Consider the following 14,783-nt stretch of genomic DNA (forward strand, 5'->3'; position numbering starts at 1 on the left):
TACGGCGAGCAGCATGATCACGACCAGAGCGGACGGTGTCCGCAGTTCATGCCTGCAAGTAGGATTCTTCACCCGACGTGGCGCCGGCCATCGGTCGGCATGGTAGGAGTTGTTATTGAGACAGAAAGTATTCCCCGCCGCGTGCTGATCTTTGCTATTTCATTCTGGTCTACGATTTTCCGACTAAACACTAGGGATTACTTGGTTACTAAACGCCGAAGTCCCTCGGGTGTTCAGAGATGACGAATATCGAGTACCAGAAAAATCTCACCTTAAAAAGTTGCCCCAACGCTAACCGTACGCGCTTCCCAAATACGCTGGTGCGACGCCTCCAACTAGATTTAAACGCAAAAAGAAGTGGTCATTGATCTTCTTTTTCTTATCAGCAACGAAATAGCCGTTGAATTTACCATTGACACAGAAGAAAAATAAATACTAGGCGCGATTGTGGGACATTGCCAGGGTGGGGCTGCACCACAGCCACCACCACCTCGCTGTGCGCTGCTACCGACGCGTGGGGCCCCATCGCGCCGTTCGCACGCGGCGCACCGGGTTAGCTTGCACTAAGATGGCCGCTCTGAGTACCCCCTAGGGCCGCACCGATCTGTTGGCTTCGCGCATGATCCGAAGGGCAGCAGCTGCCGGTTCGCCCCCGGTCTAAAGGCCATGGCGTCGAGTGCGAGCGCCATTTTTCTATGTTGACTTGGGGAGAGGCCAGCCGAGAATTAATGCAGCCCTTCGAACTATCCAAACCGACTCATCACAGCTTGCGTGGAACGTGGTTTGCATGCGTGGTATGTAGAGTTCCAAGATGGACTCTTCGGTCATGTGCGAGCATTTTTCAGCTTTACTGCGCACGGCTGCTCGCGCCACCTTGCCGGCTAACACCTCGCATTTCTGCCAACGGTGCTCCCGCTCTTCCGCAGATTGAGTTGGTGCCGCGTATCCACCGCTCGCAGTACGGATCAAGAGAAGCTTTGGGGCGGCGCCGGAGACAGCGCCGAGCACTAGCTGCCGAGGAAAGTCATCGGGCACGCAGCTATGTTCGATTTGCTCAGACATCGTTAGCTTCTCTCCGAACTCTGAGTTCAATTGCAAGCGCTTCCAAGCGCTCGCGTACCGCTGCTTGAACTTTGAGGTCACTCAAGCCAAGACGATCATCCGTTTTTATCAAATGTTGGCGAGAATGAGCTGGCCAGGCCTCATCGTCGTTGTCGATAGCGAACCATACTGCTGGAAGACGACGCATCACATCAGAAAAAATCTGCGCGCCGCGGGGTTGATTATCGAATTCGAACTTGCTCATTTGACCGCGGTGGAAAGTCGCACCGATGACTCGACTTTGCAGCTCTGGGGTAAGCTGTTTCTTAGAGAAATCAAAGCTCTTCACTCGGACCCAACTGGTTGAGAGAACGATTTTAACTTCTGGATGGGGTCGCAGAAGCTCTTCTAAGACATGCGACCATTCAAATAGAAATCGACCTGGCGTACGCATGTGTATGCCCTGCTTACGAGACCAGACAACGTCATCATCGTGTAGTACTCCATCGAAATCCAAGTACGCCACGCATACCGGAAATTCACCGGTATTACACTTGTGATTTGACTCTCTCATCTGAACTCCAAGTTCATCATCTTTTGACTACGGCGAGATGGGTCGAAGGACGGCGATAGCAAAGAATTACCGCGCGGGTTTCATCTTAGTGCGGTAACCATTAATTTCAACCACAGCACCCTCGAAGTCAAATTCGCCCAGTGCTTTGGTAATTGAGTCGTAAAGTAATTTTTCTGCTGCATCTTTACTAGCATTACGTGTATTCAAATTGGTCGCGACTTGGTAAACAGTAGATGTCGCATGAGTTTTAAAATCCATCAACGTGATTTTTGCCCAACCGATAGAAACACCCTCCATTACGCCATAAGCCCCAGCGACTGATAGTGCAAGGCCATTTCCACTCAGGAGGCGGCATTGCTGTTCAGAGATCGGATAACCTCCTCGGGGTTTAACCACACTCCGAACGATGGCATCGTCTACAGTTTCGAACTCGCAAGCGGCGCATGAAAAGGATATGAATAAAAGAGTTATAAAAGCAAGGATCTTCATCTTTTAAGGTTTCAAATTTTGTTAATCAAAGTCCCCTGCGTCGAACTAGCGGGAATTTTTCGGACCGCTGTCTGTAATAGTCAGCTTGGATTGTGATTGATTGCTTAGTTGGGGGCAGCCCCCATCATTGCTTTTACCTGATCGGGTCGCAAGGGGAATTCCACAGCGTCCAATCCATTCGGATTAACTACAAACTCAAACCTGTTTTTTGTAACCATGATGCTGTCGAAAACTGGCCAACAACGCAGGCTTCCCTCCTCATAGTCTGGAGAGCACACCACTGCCTTCATCACTTCGCAAACGAGCCCCATAAAGTTATCGACGTAGACCTCGCCGGTTAAACCTGCGAGCTGATAAAAGTCTTGCAATTGCAACGTATGAGTTCTCGTCTCACGGTGCTGGCGTGCGTGCATCAAGGCAGCGTTCAGTACACCCTTTGTGAGAGGATCAAATTCACTAATATCGATTTCGTAATGTGCCATCGGAACCTTCATATTGTTGGCTTCAAGAGGTCATCCCAACTGGCGCCGCTGGCGTACCCATCACAACGTCAAAACTGGGTGCCCGACAGAGGCGAAATTGCCAGTCAGCAATTTTTCAATTGTATACCATAGTATAAAGACTTGGCTACTGGTCTTCCATACCCTCACCGTTCATCAAGGAGAGTGTGTGGAACCTGCAGCTGGATTCGGAAAGGCCATTCGCGCGCGGCGGCTAGCTGCCGGCATGACTCAAGAGAACCTTGCCTTGGAAGCTGGGCTTGAGCGCGTGTTCATCAGTTGGATGGAAAATGGCCACAAGCAGGCCACGTTCCAAACCATGCTGAAGCTCGCCCGAGCGTTGAACTGCTCTGCCGCAGAACTGGTGTCAGAGGCGGAACACATCTTGAGCGACTCAAATTCCGGTGACGCCTAGCTAGCTTTGCTAACCTGCAACCCGCGATGTTCGCGCCCCTAGTACTCATATCGTCGTCGTGCGAGTTCACCACGCCCAACTGCGGCAAGGTGCCAATAGCGACGGTTCAAAAAACCGTGTGCCAAAATCCGTAGCAGTTTTCTCTTTGCCCGCGTTTCCACTTCTACAACGAAAAATTCTATATTTGTAAGTCGTAGATTTATAATGGATTACCCGCAACCTGGCTACGTTGTAGATCACTAAGCGGACGTTCCGACGGCGCAGTCATCATGCGAGTCAGGTTCCGAAGAATCGCTCGACAACATCTAGGCAAGCTCGGCTCTCTAATCTCGTGACTTTCAAATAATAACCAGAACAAAGTCCAACATGTATCTATCCAACCTGAAACTGTGGAACTTCAGAAAGTTCGGCAGCGACGCACCGCTCCTCATGGACGCGCCGAATCTTGACCTCAGCTTCAATCCGGGCCTCAACGTGCTGATCGGTGAAAACGACTCCGGAAAATCCGCGATCATCGACTCCATCCGGCACGTATTGAAAACCCACAGCTACGATTGGATACGGGTAGACGGGGACGATTTCCACCTAGGGCAATACAGGCTGAGAATCGAGTTAACCCTGCGCGGCATCGAACCGGACGAAGGCAAGAACTTCACGGAATTCCTTTCATGGGAACCAGCAGGAGAGGCGGTCCTTCCCGCGTTGCGCCTGATCCTGGACATCCAGCGGAATCCAGTTTCGAACCAGGTGCAACCCTATGAAGTGCGAGCAGGCGCGGACGCCGACGGCAGGGCCCTCAGCCCGGAGGCCAAAGAATACCTGAAAGTCACTTACCTCAAGCCGCTGAGGGACGCGAAGGAAGAACTGATCGCCAGAAAGAACTCGCGGCTATCGCAGATTCTGATAGGGCACGAGGCGTTCAAGGGCCGTGGGGACGACCACCGGCTCATCAAGCACCTGAAGGAATTCAACGGTTCCATCGAAAATTATTTCGATGGCAAGGACACCGAAGGGAACGAAATCGAAGACCAGCGGGGCAAGGACCTGAAAAGTGGAATCGACACTTACATCCGCTCGCTGTACGAACCATCAAAGAGCACGGGCCTAGCAGTGACCGAAAGGGGGCAACTGAAGAGCCTCCTGGAAAAGCTGGAGCTTTCAATCGAGGGCGAAGTCGGTCCAGGACTGGGGACCCTCAACCGGCTTTTCATGGCGTCAGAACTGCTGCACCTGAACAAGAAGAACTGGGCGGGATTACGCCTTGGCCTGGTGGAAGAACTGGAGGCGCACCTGCATCCTCAGGCGCAAATGCAAGCCATCGATACCTTCCAGAAGCAAAGCGGTGTACAACTGATTCTGACCACGCACAGCCCTAACATAGGCTCGAAGCTAGAACTCAAGAACCTGATCGTCTGCCATGGGACGAACGCGTTCCCACTCGGGGAGCAATACACGCAACTGGACGACGGCGATTACGAATTCCTACAGCGATTCCTTGATGTGACGAAGGCAAACCTTTTCTTCGCGAAAGGGCTAGTCCTCGTGGAAGGCTGGTCCGAAGAACTCATCTTGCCGGAACTCGCGAAGCTTGCCGGGTACAACCTTACCGAGAAAGGTGTTGCGATCATCAACGTCCAAAGCCTGGCTTTCACCCGGTACGCAAATATCTTTAAGCGGAAGAGCGAGCCCCATTTCAAGAAGCCGGTCGCCGTCGTGACGGACGTGGACATCCCAATCGACGAGGAGGACGGAAGCACGCCCGGCGACAAGGCCAGGCTGATAGAAGCCCGGAAAGCCAAGGGAAACAATTTCGACGGCCAATGTGTACGCGCGTTCATTGCGCCGCACTGGACGCTTGAATATTGCCTCTCCCAGTCAGTCGTGTTCAAGGCGAAGTTCGCAGAAATCACCAAAGCCGTCCACACCCGGACGGATTGGAGCGACTTCGATGGGACGCTTGCGAGGAAGCTGAAGGACCGGTCACTCGCGAAGACCGAGATCGCTAGCCGGTTAGCGCAGGCCATCGCCGACAAAAAGGTAGACGGAACGAAACTCACTGAAGACGAGAGCATAGATTACCTCTTGAAAGCCATCGGATATGCCTGCGGAGATTGAAGTGACGGAGGCGGATATCGCCTTTGCAGAGAATGTCCTGCTTGCCCCGGGAGAGTCGTTCGACGAAGAGCGGAGGCAATTCATAAGGAACCTCGACACGCTCGACCTGCAGGCGGTTCCCGGCAGCGGTAAGACCACCGCACTGCTCGCCAAGCTTCTTATCCTGGACCGCCACATGCCTTTCGTGGACGGCTCCGGCATCCTGGTGATATCGCACACGAATGCGGCAATGGACGAAATCAGAAAGCGGATTGGCCTTCACTGCACGAAGCTATTCAGGTACCCAAATTTTGTCGGAACCATCCAAAGCTTCGTCGACGAGTTCCTGGCCGTCCCGTTCTTCGTCAGCCAGTACAAGCATGCTCCCGTAAGGATCGACGACGACATCTACAACCAGAGGTTCTCGCGCCCGCCCCCTGCCCTTGCCAAGTTCAGCAGACAGGAGAACAAGAACGCTCTCTACTTCTTAAGGCTGAACAGGAAGGAAATCCGCTGGTCGTTTGCCGACGGAAGCGCCAGCCTCACTAACGGAATACGCGGAAAGAAGATCGACTTCAAGCGGCCGCTGGGCAGGACCGCCAAGCAGAACTATGAGGACTGGAGCGAGGCGGAAAAGGAAAGGGTCCAGTCGTGGGTATCGACCTTCAAGACGAGAATCCTAAAGGCCGGATACCTCTGCTTCGACGACGCGTACTTCCTGGCGGACGCATTCGTCCACAAACACCCCTGCGTCAAATTGCTGCTCCAGAACCGGTTCGCTATGGTGTTCGTTGACGAGATGCAAGACATGAGGCCGCATCAATACGGCATTCTCGAAGATGTCTTCTTCGACGGGGGCGCGAGCCGGGCGGTATACCAACGAATCGGCGACAAGAACCAGTCGATTTATGACGGACGGGCCGAAGCGGGCCAGTTCTGGACTGACAGGGCGGTCGTCTTGCGCTTGAACGGCAGCCACCGACTCAGCCAGGCAGTAGCCTCCTTGGTCAGCCGCTTCGCTGTGAGCCCGTTGCGAATCGACGGCAAGGCAAAGGGTGCCGGCGGCAAAGGGATCGCCATTAAACCGCACATGATCGTTTTCGCCGCAGATAAAGAAGCCTCGGTAATTCCGAAGTTCGCTGCCTTGGTGAAGTCGCTTATTGACGACGGCTCAATGCCGGCAGACCCGCGCAACAAGTACAAGGCTGTAGGATGGGTAGCGAAACGCGAGGACGGGAAACTGAGGCTCTGTAACTACTTTCCGACCTACTCCAGAACGGATTCGAAGACCAAGGCGGACCATGCATCGCTGGAAAGCTACTTTGACCATGACGACCGGGACCGCAACTTGTCTCCAGTTGAGAGAAACCTCTGCAATGCGCTGCTCAGGATATTGCGGGAGGAAAATGTCTCAGACACCACCGGTGCACCGTTTTCGAGACGGCATCTGTTCGGGTTCCTTAAAGAGTCGAGGCCGGATTACCTGCCGCTGTTTCAGGCCAAGCTATTCGGGTGGTGCATGGACGTGGTACGCGGACAAAAGACGGCCGCGCTCAAGGAATTTAGGGCGCACCTGCCGGAATTTCTCCTCCAGTTCGATAGCGCCGTCAAGCACAGCGCCGCGTTCGTTTCAGCCCCGGTAGTCGCAGCGGCCGCGCCTGAGATAGCGCTAAAAGGACCCACCAACGTATTGCAATGCGACGGATTTTCCATCGACGTCTCGACCGTTCATGGCGTAAAAGGGGAAACGCACACGGCGACCCTGTACATGGAAACCTACTACGAGAGGGGGCAGGGAGGAAACTTCGAATCCGAACGCCTGGCAGTACAGCTAAAGGGCGGCACTCTCGAAGCCGCGACACACGGTCTGATCAAGCAGTCTGCCAAGATGGTCTACGTCGGGTTCTCCCGGCCGACCCACCTGCTCTGCCTCGCAGTACACGAAGCGAGGTTTGAGAAAATCGAGGCAGAGTTAGATAGAAACGAGTGGGAAATCGTCCGAGCTTACTGACTTACGTCCGGCACAATGATGCAATAAAAAAATACGAGAGAAATCGGTTGGTGCCGGTTGCGTAGGCTCTTTATTCTCTTGGCAATCCTGTAGCTATCGCTTCAGAACCGCGGATTCATCCGCGTCTAGGCTGGATTTGCTTCACATCCTTTGAATCCATAGAACCTCATTTGCCGAAACATCTTCCGGCCCTGAAAATCGAGTCACAGGGTTTTTAACGTTGCCAATGGCAAATCTGTGGCGGATCAACCGGTTCAAAAAACAGTGCCAAATCAGTGGCAGTTTTCTCTTTTCGCCACCCTTTTTAATTTCCCAAAAGAAAAAAACTATACTTGTAAGTCTTTGATTTATAATGAATCACCCGCAACCGGGGTACGGTATAGATCATAAAATTGTCGTTCGGGACGCAGAGGCCGGAGGTTCGAATCCTCTCACCCCGACCAGGACTTCCCCCTTCCCGCCAAGCCGATCCTTGCAGAATCCGGGCACCCAAAGTTGTTAACATTTCGTGACAACTACTTGCATTGCACCTCGCCCTGGACAATTGGGACTAAAATCATCCCATATGAAAAAGCCTTTCACTTCCACGATCGCGCATTTCGCCGACTTGCTGATGGACGCCGTCTGCATGGTTGATCCCCAAGGCCGCTTTGTGTTTGTCAGCGCCGCCGGCGAGCGCATCTTCGGCTACACCCAGCAGGAAATGATCGGCATGGAGATGATCGACCTGGTCGCGCCGGCCGATCGGGAGCGCACGCTTGCCGCGGCGCGCTCCATCATGGATGGCCATCCGAATTCCCGCTTTGAAAACCGCTACATCCGCAAGGATGGCCAAATCGTCCACATCATGTGGTCGGCGCGCTGGTCCGAGGCCGACCAGCTGCGCGTCGCCGTGGCGCGCGACATCACGGCCAACAAGCGGACCGACGCCATGCAAGCCGCGCTGTATGCGATCTCCGAGGCAGCCCATGCCAGCGATGACCTGCCCGCCCTGTTCCAGCGCATCCACCAGATCATCGGCGCGTTGTTGCCGGCCCCCGTGTTTGGCGTCGCACTGTGCGGAGAGCACGACCAGTCCTTGCAGTTCGCCTATCATGCCAGCACCAGCGGCGCCCTGCCCCCGCAACCGTTGGCGCACCTGCTGGGAGAAGAAGTGCTGCGCAGTGGCTTGCCGGTGCTGGTGACGCCGGCCACCCTGCCGTTGCTGTCGCCGGCACTGCAGGCAGCCGCCGGCCTGGAAACCGACTGCTGGATCGGTGCGCCGCTCGCCACCAGCCACGACCTGATCGGCGTGTTGCTGCTGCAAAGCGGCGGCGAACAAAGCAGGACCGGCTATACCGACCAGGACCAGGACTTGCTGATGTTCGTCTCCAAACAGGTGGCGACGGCGATCCACCGCAAGCAGTTGCATACCAGGCTGCGCCACATGGCGCAACACGACGAACTGACCCAGCTGCCCAATCGCCGCCTGTTTCACGACCGGCTGGTCATGGCCCTGGCGCGGGCGCAGCGCCACAAGGACCAGCTATCGCTGCTGTTCATCGACCTGAACAAGTTCAAGCAGATTAACGACCACTATGGCCACGCCAGCGGCGACCTGCTGTTGCGCGAAGTGGCGCAACGCCTGAAGCGCTGCGTGCGGGAAGCCGACACCGTGGCCCGCCTCGGCGGCGACGAATTTGTCATCATTCTGGAAGAGGTGCTGGTGTCCGGGGACGCACTGCACATCAAGGAAAAAATCCACCAGGCGCTGGCGGCGCCGGTACTGCTGGCCGACGGCCGCAGTCTGTCCATTACCGCGAGCATCGGCGTTGCCCACTATCCGGAGCATGGCGCCGACGTGCAGCAGCTGTTGCGTCATGCCGATCAGTCCATGTACAAAAACAAATTACAGACGGAACATGCGGAATGAGGCTGACCCTGGTGGTTTTTGACGACGTGCAGGCCCTGGATGTGGCCGGCCCGCTGGATGTCTTCGCCGAGGCGAACCTGCTGTTGCCGAAGAAAGACCATTACGTGGTGACGCTGGTCGGAGAACGCCCGGGCAGCGTCAGGTGTTCAAGCGGACTGGAATTCAGGGTCCATTGCGCGTATCCGGATTTTCACGCCGAGAGCGACCTGCTGCTGGTGGCCGGCGGCCCGCGACTGCCGGAATACCGCCCTGCCCCCGCCTTCCTGAACTGGCTGAACCAGCGCGCGCAAGGCGCCAGCAGGTTCGGCGCCGTGTGCAACGGCGTGTTCCTGCTGGCGCACGCCGGGCTGCTGGCGGGCCGCGAGATCACCACCCATTGGGATCACGCGGAGCGGCTGTCGAAACAGTTCCCCGACTCGACCGTCCGGCCCGACAAGATATTCGTCCGGGACGGCAATCTGTTCACCTGCGGCGGCGTCACCGCCGGCATCGACCTGTGCCTGTCGCTGGTGGCCGAGGACTGGGGCCACGAGCTCGCGGTCAAGGTGGCGAAGCGACTGATCGTCTACATCCGCCGCGACGGCGGCCAGTCGCAGTACAGCCCCTACCTGGCGGTCGGCCCCGACGAGAACTCGCTGGTCGCCAGGGTGTTGAAGTATGTCACCGACCACATCAGCGATACGCTGACCATCGAAGACATCGCCGATGCCGTGGGCGTCAGCCGGCGCACCTTCTCGCGCGCGTTCGCCAAGCATGCCCACGTGACGCCATCGGTGTTTGTCGAGCAGCTGCGCATCGATTTCGCCCGCAAGCTGCTGGAAGAAACCGATGTGCCGCTGAAGACCGTGGCGTTCCGCTGCGGCTTTCACACCGCGACGCAGATGCGCATGATTTTTTCGCGCCAGCTGAGCACCACGCCCAAACTGTACCGAGAACGCCACCGTGCAAACGATGCGGCACCCGCGCTAGGCTGACAGCAGGTGCCCCTTGGCCAGCGCATGCAGCGTGCGCAAGGCCAGGACGACGATGACCACCGTCAGCAAGGCCAGCAGCAGCACGGCGATCAATGCCAGCCCCCTGCCGCCAACGGCGCCGGAGTACACTAGGGCGGCGTTGGACAGCGCGGCCATCGGGAAGCCTATCCCCCACCACGACGGTGAAAACGGCGTTGGCCTGGTGAGCAGGCGATAAAAGATAATCGAGAACAGGAACAGCCCGAAGTAGAACAGCAGAGCCGCAAACATATCCACTTTGTGCACCATGTGGACATACGCCAGAAAGCCGACCGAGAACGGCGCCACCAGGATCATCTTGGAGGGACGCATGCCGGCAGCCATCGGCTCGTGGTGAACCAGCCTGGAGAAAATCAGGATGAAGAAAACCAGCGCGCTCACGCTGCCGATGCCGGCCGCCAGCAAATTGACTTCATGCGTCCATTCCGCCGTCAGCGCGCCGCCCGTCACCACGATATCAAGGCTACCGACGCCTGCGATCAACCAGGCAGGGACAGCGCTCCTGGGATCGGCGTTGCCATTGAGCAGACGCGAAATCATGATCACGCTCAGCGCCAGCACAACCACCGTGCCGACGCTCCAGACCAGCAGCTGGGCAAAATCGCTATAACTGCTAAACACACTCGACAGCAACAGGATGCTGATGCCGATGGTGCCGAAGAAGCTGCCAACGACCGGATGCGCAAACTCCTTCCGGACGACATCGGGATGCTTGAACAGCTTGCGCAGATACGATCCGGCAAGCACGATGAACACCGCTACCGCCACAAGGCCGATCGCGTTTGACACGGCGATGTCGGTGCCATAGGCCTTGCTGGCAAGCCGCCAGGCCAGTGCGAGCCCGGCCAGGCTCATCACCGAGCCGAACAGGCTAACGGGTAAATATTGAACAGACAGCGGTGTGCGCGGCGCAATATCGCGGCTTGATTGGGCAGATTCCATGACGGCTCCAGTGGGTTATGCAAACTAGTGCGTTGCATTCTGCCGGAGCAATGGCTATCCGTGAGCACCCCGGTGCCTGCCTGACCCCAAAGCGCTCTGTGTTGTCCCAAAAAACGCTAAGCGAGATGCTTTTGCCCGAAGCGCTTCAGAACGCCACTCCATCCATCGCGTTGCCACCACTCGGCCTTGAACTCCTGGGCCAGGCTCTCAAGCCGGTATCCGCCGGCGATCAGATCCAGCAGCCGTTGGGATTGCGTCAAACTGAGCAGGTTGTTGTCGGTTACCTCGCCGAGACGGATGAGCGCGGCGTGCGCCCCGGCAGTCGCCAGGCAAGCCCGGATTTCATCGGCAACAGCCAGAGAGGTCAGGGTCTCGACTTCAAAGAAGGCATGGTTGCTTTCATTTTGCTTGGTCATATTTTCGAGGGCATGATATTAAATATCTAACTATACGTGAGCAAAGCACCCGAAATGTACGCGGATTATCACGCGTCGAAATGACAGCCTGTTTTTTTTGCACGTTCAACCTTACGGTTAAGTCAGCTTGAGCCGGTTGACGAACCACCTGCCGGCCGGGCCCGGCGGATGATCCTTCATGTGAATCGCATGCATGGAGAAGCCCGGCGCCTGTCCGGCGTGCATCTGCACTTCGATGCGCACCAGCTTGCCGGTGCGCAGATCCTCCTCCACCATATGCAGCGGCATGTAGCCCCAGCCCAGGCCGGCGCGCAGGAAGGCGTGCTTGGCGCCCAGGTCGGCCAGCCGCCATGTCTGCGATGACATCACGCCGAAGTTGCGGCCGGCCGTCAAGGTCGAGCGGTCGGTCAGCACCAGCTGCACATGCCGCGCGGTCTCGGCTTGCGCTATCGGTTGCCGCGCCAGCGTCAGCGCGTGGCCGGGCGCCACCACCGCCACCGCCGCCACGCTGAGCAGGAATTCGGAGACGCAGCCGGGTGGAATTTCCGGCAGCGAGCCGATGATCGCCACCCGGCAGTTGCCATCCAGCAGAGGCTGCACCACGGCGCCCAGCGCTTCGACATACAGCCGCAGCGGCGTCGCCGGGAAGGCTTGGTGAAACGCCTGCACGGCGGCCGTCAGCGTCTCGATCGGGAACATCACGTCGACGGCGACCGCCAGTTCCGGTTCCAGCCCTTCGGCCAGCGTGCGCGCCTTGGCCTTGAAGGCGTCCATGCTGTTGGCAGCCTCCCTGGCCTGCTCCAGCAATGCCCTGCCCGCCTCGGTCAGCTGCGGATAGCGCCCGGTGCGCTCGAACAACGCAAACCCGACCTGCTGCTCCAGGTTCGCCAGCGTGGTGCTGACCACCGACTGCGCCCGGCGCAGCTTGCGGCCCGCTGCGGAAAAACTTCCTTCGTCAGCGGCGGCGATAAAGGTGCGCAGCTGGTCCATCGACATGGCGTCAAGCATGTATCTACTCCCTGGATGCTATATATCTAATTATATAGGCTTCCAAGATACATAGGCCCAGCCTAACATAGCACCATGCACTGACAAACAAGGAGCAAGCAATGAACCAAGGACAACGACAACTGGCCCACCGCACCGCCGGCAACCGGCGCGGCGGCATTACCCGGCTGGTCAGCCCCGGCGACGTCGGCCAGCTGATCAAGCCTTTCGTCTTCCTCGACCGCTTCCAGATGGAGGCCGGCCGCGGCGGCAAGATGGGCATGCATCCGCATTCGGGCATCGCCACGGTCACCGTCATCATGGACGGCGCCATCCAGTACAGCGAAACGACCGGCAGCGAAGGTGTGCTGCAGACAGGCGGCGTCGAGTGGATGGCGGCGGGCAACGGCGTCTGGCACGACGGCGGCCCGGTCGAAGGCCAGGGCGTGCATGGGTTCCAGCTGTGGCTGGCCCTGCCGGCCGAGGATGAAAACGGTCCGTCGCACAGCCAGTACCTGGCGGCGCCGCAGGTGCCGCAAGCCGGCCCGGCGCGCGTCATCATCGGCCGCTACGACGGCGTAGTCAGCCCGATCAAGCCGCGCGCGTCGATCAACTACCTGCACGTGAAGCTGGACGATGGCCAGCGCTGGACCTACACGCCGCCCGCCGGCCATGACGTGGCCTGGGTATCGGTCGGCAACGGCGCGCTGCATGCCGCCGGCACAGTGATCGGCCGCGAAGTGGCGGTGTTTGAAGAGGGCCAGGCGGAGATAAGCTTCGTCGCGGAAGGCGCGACGGAATTCGTGCTCGGATCGGCCGTCAAGCATCCCTACGATCTGGTCACGGGCTATTACTCGGTACACACCAGCGTAGCCGCGCTGGCGCAGGGCGAAAACGAAATCCAGCGCATCGGCAAGCAACTGCGCTCAGCAAACTTAATTTAATCCATTGAAAGGAAATGCCATGAACACCACCAACACCACCGTCGTCCCGGTCATCGGCCGCATCCTGCTGGCCGCCATCTTCGTGCTCAGCGGCTTCGGCAAGCTGATGGCGCCGGCGGCAACGATAGGCTACATCGCGTCGTCCGGCCTGCCGTTCGCCACGCTGGGCCTGGCCATCGCCATCGTCGTGGAACTGGGCGGCGGCCTGCTGCTGGCCGTCGGCTACAAAACCCGTCTGGTGGCCGCCGTGCTGGCCGGCTTCTCCATCGTCACCGGCCTGGCCTTCCACCATGCGGTCGGCGACCAGAACCAGATGATCCACCTGCTGAAAAACTTCGCGATGGCCGGTGGCCTGCTGCAAGTGGTGGCCTTCGGCGCCGGCGCGTACAGCATCGACAACCGCGGCGCCGTCAGCACCGGCCGCAAACCGGCATAAGCCAAGGCGCGGCACTCACGCAGCCGTAAAAAGTTGCGCGCGGCTGCGCAGGCGCGGCGCGACGAAATCCAGGAAGGCGCGCAATTTCAATGGCAGCGGCGCCTGTCCTTTGTGCACCAGACTGATGGGTAACGGCGCCGACTCGAACCCGTCAAGCACAACGCGCAGCGCACCGTCGCGCAGGGCGTCCGCCACCTGATAGGACAGCACGCGCACCAGTCCGACGCCCAGCATCGACGCCGCGATCGCCGCCTCCGCCGTATTGACGGCAAGCCGCGAATGCACGGGCACAGCCAACTCCGACTTGCCCGCCCCGAACACCCAGGCACGCTTGGATGCAAGCACTTCGAAGGTGATGCACTCATGGCCGGCAAGGTCGCGCGGCTTGGCCGGCACGCCATGCGTTGCCAGATAGGCCGGGCTGGCGCAGACAACCCGGCGCACCGCGCCCACGCCCGTCGCGACAAAGGTGCTGTCGGGTAGCTCGCCGATGCGGACCGCGACGTCGGCCGCTTCGTCCATCAGATGCACCACACGGTCCGTCAGCACCAGATTGACGTCGATCTCCGGATACTGCGCGAGAAACTCCGCCACCACCGGCACCACGTGCAGACGCCCGAACACCACCGGCACCGTGACCACCAGCTCGCCTTTGGGCACCGCATATTCCCCCGTCGCGGCGCGCTCGGCCTCGCCGATTTCCTCGAGTATGCGCCGGCACGCGGCCACATAGGAGGTGCCGGCTTCCGTCAGCGACAGCTGCCGCGTCGTGCGGTGAAGCAAACGCGTCTTCAAATGGGATTCCAGTTCCGCCACCTTGCGGCTGACCGTCGCCAGCGGCATGCCGAGGCGACGCGCCGCGGCCGACAGACTGCCCGCGTCAACGACGGCGACCAGGACGGACATGGATTCAAGACGGCTCATCTGACTCTATCAAATTATGGAAGGATGATTCCCGATCCTATGGGATTCTCTTTGTGTATGCAAGCACGTAAGCTGCGACCATACA

14 protein-coding genes and 1 tRNA gene are annotated in these 14,783 nt (G+C 58.3%); 8 read left to right on the forward strand and 7 right to left on the reverse strand.

Going from position 1 to position 14,783, the window contains the following annotated elements:
* Positions 1-1,054: 1,054 nt before the first annotated feature.
* The 3 genes from ACCD07_RS07260 to ACCD07_RS07270 all read right to left on the reverse strand — a co-directional run bounded on the left by ACCD07_RS07260 (position 1,055) and on the right by ACCD07_RS07270 (position 2,586).
* Positions 1,055-1,615, reverse strand: a complete 561-nt coding sequence (locus tag ACCD07_RS07260; RefSeq protein ID WP_413446949.1) for an HAD domain-containing protein — start codon at positions 1,613-1,615, stop codon at positions 1,055-1,057.
* A gap of 66 nt (positions 1,616-1,681) precedes the next feature.
* Positions 1,682-2,104, reverse strand: a complete 423-nt coding sequence (locus ACCD07_RS07265; protein WP_413446950.1) for a hypothetical protein — start codon at positions 2,102-2,104, stop codon at positions 1,682-1,684.
* A 104-nt stretch (positions 2,105-2,208) separates the two neighbouring features.
* The gene (locus tag ACCD07_RS07270; RefSeq protein ID WP_413446951.1) at positions 2,209-2,586 is read right to left on the reverse strand and encodes a hypothetical protein; all 378 of its coding nucleotides are present in this window, start codon (positions 2,584-2,586) and stop codon (positions 2,209-2,211) included.
* 187 nt (positions 2,587-2,773) lie between these two features.
* Between ACCD07_RS07270 and ACCD07_RS07275 the strand changes: the two genes are divergently transcribed.
* The 6 genes from ACCD07_RS07275 (at position 2,774) to ACCD07_RS07300 (ending at position 10,010) form a co-directional block, all read left to right on the forward strand.
* Positions 2,774-3,019, forward strand: coding sequence for a helix-turn-helix domain-containing protein (locus tag ACCD07_RS07275; protein ID WP_413446952.1), 246 nt, complete (start codon positions 2,774-2,776; stop codon positions 3,017-3,019).
* A 366-nt stretch (positions 3,020-3,385) separates the two neighbouring features.
* Positions 3,386-5,134, forward strand: coding sequence for an ATP-dependent nuclease (locus ACCD07_RS07280; protein WP_413446953.1), 1,749 nt, complete (start codon positions 3,386-3,388; stop codon positions 5,132-5,134).
* Position 5,135: 1 nt separating this feature from the next.
* Positions 5,136-7,124, forward strand: coding sequence for a UvrD-helicase domain-containing protein (locus ACCD07_RS07285; protein ID WP_413446954.1), 1,989 nt, complete (start codon positions 5,136-5,138; stop codon positions 7,122-7,124).
* A 368-nt stretch (positions 7,125-7,492) separates the two neighbouring features.
* Positions 7,493-7,567, forward strand: a tRNA-OTHER gene (locus ACCD07_RS07290).
* A 122-nt stretch (positions 7,568-7,689) separates the two neighbouring features.
* Positions 7,690-9,036, forward strand: a complete 1,347-nt coding sequence (locus tag ACCD07_RS07295) for a diguanylate cyclase domain-containing protein (RefSeq protein ID WP_413446955.1) — start codon at positions 7,690-7,692, stop codon at positions 9,034-9,036.
* Positions 9,033-10,010 (forward strand): GlxA family transcriptional regulator, encoded by a 978-nt coding sequence (locus ACCD07_RS07300; RefSeq protein ID WP_413446956.1) that lies wholly within the window; start codon positions 9,033-9,035, stop codon positions 10,008-10,010. The genes ACCD07_RS07295 and ACCD07_RS07300 overlap by 4 nt, the downstream gene beginning before the upstream one ends.
* Here ACCD07_RS07300 and ACCD07_RS07305 read toward each other — a convergent pair.
* From ACCD07_RS07305 to ACCD07_RS07315, 3 genes are all read right to left on the reverse strand, one after another.
* Positions 10,002-10,991 carry an SLAC1 anion channel family protein gene (locus tag ACCD07_RS07305; protein WP_413446957.1) on the reverse strand — a complete coding sequence of 330 codons (990 nt, stop codon included), beginning with the start codon at positions 10,989-10,991 and terminating at the stop codon, positions 10,002-10,004. The two genes, ACCD07_RS07300 and ACCD07_RS07305, sit on opposite strands and share 9 nt — an antisense overlap.
* Positions 10,992-11,107: 116 nt before the next feature.
* Positions 11,108-11,407, reverse strand: coding sequence for a hypothetical protein (locus tag ACCD07_RS07310; protein ID WP_413446958.1), 300 nt, complete (start codon positions 11,405-11,407; stop codon positions 11,108-11,110).
* Positions 11,408-11,524: 117 nt separating this feature from the next.
* Positions 11,525-12,415 carry a LysR family transcriptional regulator gene (locus tag ACCD07_RS07315; RefSeq protein WP_413446959.1) on the reverse strand — a complete coding sequence of 297 codons (891 nt, stop codon included), beginning with the start codon at positions 12,413-12,415 and terminating at the stop codon, positions 11,525-11,527.
* A 101-nt stretch (positions 12,416-12,516) separates the two neighbouring features.
* Here ACCD07_RS07315 and ACCD07_RS07320 point away from each other — a divergent pair, with 101 nt between their 5' ends.
* Together ACCD07_RS07320 and ACCD07_RS07325 are read left to right on the forward strand one after the other, a co-directional pair.
* The gene (locus ACCD07_RS07320) at positions 12,517-13,338 is read left to right on the forward strand and encodes a pirin family protein (protein WP_413446960.1); all 822 of its coding nucleotides are present in this window, start codon (positions 12,517-12,519) and stop codon (positions 13,336-13,338) included.
* Positions 13,339-13,357: 19 nt separating this feature from the next.
* Positions 13,358-13,774, forward strand: coding sequence for a DoxX family protein (locus ACCD07_RS07325; RefSeq protein WP_413446961.1), 417 nt, complete (start codon positions 13,358-13,360; stop codon positions 13,772-13,774).
* Between the two features lie 15 nt (positions 13,775-13,789).
* Here ACCD07_RS07325 and ACCD07_RS07330 read toward each other — a convergent pair whose 3' ends face one another.
* On the reverse strand, positions 13,790-14,698 hold the full coding sequence (locus ACCD07_RS07330; protein ID WP_413446962.1) for a LysR family transcriptional regulator: 909 nt from the start codon (positions 14,696-14,698) through the stop codon (positions 13,790-13,792).
* Between the last annotated feature and the right edge of the window lie 85 nt (positions 14,699-14,783).

The sequence above is a fragment of the Duganella sp. Dugasp56 genome (assembly GCF_047304105.1).
Classification (GTDB): Bacteria; Pseudomonadota; Gammaproteobacteria; order Burkholderiales; family Burkholderiaceae_D; genus Rugamonas; species Rugamonas hordei.

Excerpts from the sequence above, each read along its gene's own strand:
- ACCD07_RS07315 (WP_413446959.1), bottom strand. The coding sequence starts at position 12,415 with ATGCTTGACGCCATGTCGATGGACCAGCTGCGCACCTTTATCGCCGCC.
- ACCD07_RS07280 (WP_413446953.1), top strand. The coding sequence starts at position 3,386 with ATGTATCTATCCAACCTGAAACTGTGGAACTTCAGAAAGTTCGGCAGC.
- ACCD07_RS07260 (WP_413446949.1), bottom strand. The coding sequence starts at position 1,615 with ATGAGAGAGTCAAATCACAAGTGTAATACCGGTGAATTTCCGGTATGC.
- ACCD07_RS07295 (WP_413446955.1), top strand. The coding sequence starts at position 7,690 with ATGAAAAAGCCTTTCACTTCCACGATCGCGCATTTCGCCGACTTGCTG.
- ACCD07_RS07270 (WP_413446951.1), bottom strand. The coding sequence starts at position 2,586 with ATGGCACATTACGAAATCGATATTAGTGAATTTGATCCTCTCACAAAG.
- ACCD07_RS07300 (WP_413446956.1), top strand. The coding sequence starts at position 9,033 with ATGAGGCTGACCCTGGTGGTTTTTGACGACGTGCAGGCCCTGGATGTG.
- ACCD07_RS07310 (WP_413446958.1), bottom strand. The coding sequence starts at position 11,407 with ATGACCAAGCAAAATGAAAGCAACCATGCCTTCTTTGAAGTCGAGACC.
- ACCD07_RS07330 (WP_413446962.1), bottom strand. The coding sequence starts at position 14,698 with ATGAGCCGTCTTGAATCCATGTCCGTCCTGGTCGCCGTCGTTGACGCG.
- ACCD07_RS07305 (WP_413446957.1), bottom strand. The coding sequence starts at position 10,991 with ATGGAATCTGCCCAATCAAGCCGCGATATTGCGCCGCGCACACCGCTG.
- ACCD07_RS07325 (WP_413446961.1), top strand. The coding sequence starts at position 13,358 with ATGAACACCACCAACACCACCGTCGTCCCGGTCATCGGCCGCATCCTG.
- ACCD07_RS07320 (WP_413446960.1), top strand. The coding sequence starts at position 12,517 with ATGAACCAAGGACAACGACAACTGGCCCACCGCACCGCCGGCAACCGG.
- ACCD07_RS07265 (WP_413446950.1), bottom strand. The coding sequence starts at position 2,104 with ATGAAGATCCTTGCTTTTATAACTCTTTTATTCATATCCTTTTCATGC.